This window comes from Dyella sp. 01L423 (assembly GCF_056399945.1).
Map to the genome: position 1 here is coordinate 1 of NZ_JBFTSI010000018.1, position 1,987 is coordinate 1,987.

General features: G+C 57.0%; 3 protein-coding genes. 1 reads left to right on the forward strand and 2 read right to left on the reverse strand.

All coding sequences use genetic code 11. The features are described 5' to 3' along the window. Window positions 1-258 precede the first annotated feature (258 nt). Together AC1DMY_RS20805 and AC1DMY_RS20810 are read right to left on the reverse strand one after the other, a co-directional pair. Window positions 259-954 carry an MOSC domain-containing protein gene (locus AC1DMY_RS20805; RefSeq protein ID WP_477166747.1) on the reverse strand — a complete coding sequence of 232 codons (696 nt, stop codon included), beginning with the start codon at window positions 952-954 and terminating at the stop codon, window positions 259-261. 109 nt (window positions 955-1,063) lie between these two features. After that, a complete protein-coding gene (locus AC1DMY_RS20810) occupies window positions 1,064-1,309 on the reverse strand; it encodes a hypothetical protein (RefSeq protein WP_477166748.1) in 246 nt (81 codons plus the stop codon). 87 nt (window positions 1,310-1,396) lie between these two features. Between AC1DMY_RS20810 and AC1DMY_RS20815 the strand changes: the two genes are divergently transcribed. Continuing rightward, the gene (locus tag AC1DMY_RS20815; protein WP_477166749.1) at window positions 1,397-1,816 is read left to right on the forward strand and encodes a hypothetical protein; all 420 of its coding nucleotides are present in this window, start codon (window positions 1,397-1,399) and stop codon (window positions 1,814-1,816) included. Window positions 1,817-1,987 lie beyond the last annotated feature (171 nt).

Consider the following 1,987-nt stretch of genomic DNA (forward strand, 5'->3'; position numbering starts at 1 on the left):
TGGCTGTGGCGTTGATTTGTCTTTGTATGGCCGGCGGCCTGTATTTCTATGGTGGTTCACGCCCGAAGAGCGACGCGTTAGTACCTCTAGTCATAGCCGCTGCGTCGGTATTGTGCTCTCTTGTTTGGAGCATCTACGTTGTACGCCTGGAAACCGGGGTCAGAGTGCACTTTTTTTATGCGCCGGCGTCGTCACCAGAGGAAAGTCCACTCTGACCTCTGTTTTTGACCCCTGTTTTGGTATCGGCGCCAGCGCCACCTAACTGCGGGAATGCTCTTCGAAGACTCCAGTGTCGGCGGGCTCGATGCAGGCGCGGCCACGCACCAGTTGTACGTCGTCATTTACCGCGATCCAGCCCGGATCGATCACGAAACAGTTGAGTGCCAACTTGCCCTCGAAGCGGCGATAGATATCACGGGTGATCTCTTTGTCTTGCATCAGCGTGTCCGGATCGTACGAGGTCATGATGCAGCGGAGGCGCAGATCTTGGACACCAATGAGCACCTTGCCTATCCGCAGGCAGCAGCCGGGCCAGATACGTTCGGTCAACCCTTCAACGCCCGCAATTACGATGTTAGGCCGCAAGCGTCGACGGTCATGACCGAAGGCAGCGATCGACCCATCGGTGGCCACCAATAGCGGCAAGACGTCGAAGCGTTCTACACCCAGGTAGCGGACCAACCTCGCGCTAGGTCCAGCGATGTCCGCAACATCGGCAGCGACCTCCGGAGAGTCCCATCGCCTGCCATCGACCAGAGGCTCCCCATCCGGACCGAGCACACCCTTATGGCCAAGAAAACGCGAATGAGTCCGCGAGGTGATTACACGTCCAGCCGCGTTTTCAACGTGCACGATTCGGTCGCCCACGATCCCCAGCTGTCCCATGCGGACACGCTGCAATCGCTCTCCGGCCATCGTCTTGACAGGATATCGCCAGATCTCGTCAACCCGCATGGTAATCACCGTCGCCCTTAGCCACCTTAAGGCGCTTACCTACTGAAGATACGGACCCTGTAGTCCGGTTATACACCCATGATCGCCTCCAGCAATAACGGGGTCAGGTTCATTTATGGCGAGATGGGCGGTGGGCAGGTTGGATGCCGGCGAAGCGTTGGGTCTTGGCCTCGACCTTGGCTCTGAAAGTGTCATGCCCGAGTGCGCGCTGTTGTTGAAGGTGGGCGCGAATGTCTAGCAATTCGCCATCCGAGCCGGCTTCCCGGAAGAGCGCTTGGTAGGCGAGGCTGGCGTATAGAAAGGTCCGGTCACACTGGATTGTGTCGATGGACAAAAAGACCGAAAAGATCGACATTCAGGACGGAATCTAAAGGCGTGTCTTAGGTCCGCTTCCGACCCATAGTGGACCTAACCAAGATGGCAACTAGGTGATGGATTCGGAATGGTCCTGAAATGCGTGAAAATGCCTCGAAATGGCAAGTCAATTTCCGTAGGCATGGGAGATTTTGAGCTCCTGACCCCTGATAGCGAGCACCGTGTCCAGATTTGGTATCGCGGCGAGCCGCCCCACGGCGATTCGTTTCATGAGATCGCCGTTGATGATGGCCCGAGCCTTCCTGGCTACGCTTGGGGCTGCAACTTCGCTTGCACCGACGACGGGCGGTATCTATCGCTCAGTTGGATGGCGCAGCGCATCGAACGCAAGACAGCCGTAATCGACATGGCCAAGAGGAAGTACCTCGTTCTGCCAACTTACATTTACGACTTCACCTTCTGTTGGCCTCGACTGGAAGGCATTGGTGGGCAGTCGGCCGGTCTATCGTTCGAATTCGTTGGCCGCGAGCACTGGATACCCTACTGATCAATGGTCCGCTTACGACCCAATATAGGTATTCCGTTCCGCCTTCCATGACACTGGGCGTAGCTGGCAGATCACCGCCAGTGAGGGCGGGACTTGCACCTGCGGGTTACGAATATTTCGACCCAAACATTCGATGTTCGCCGCTTTGGCTTCGATCTCGCCGGTGCGCTT

What these genes read in the sequence shown, in the direction of transcription:
- AC1DMY_RS20805 (WP_477166747.1), bottom strand. Translation starts at nt 954, where the DNA reads ATGCGGGTTGACGAGATCTGGCGATATCCTGTCAAGACGATGGCCGGA.
- AC1DMY_RS20810 (WP_477166748.1), bottom strand. Translation starts at nt 1,309, where the DNA reads ATGTCGATCTTTTCGGTCTTTTTGTCCATCGACACAATCCAGTGTGAC.
- AC1DMY_RS20815 (WP_477166749.1), top strand. Translation starts at nt 1,397, where the DNA reads ATGGTCCTGAAATGCGTGAAAATGCCTCGAAATGGCAAGTCAATTTCC.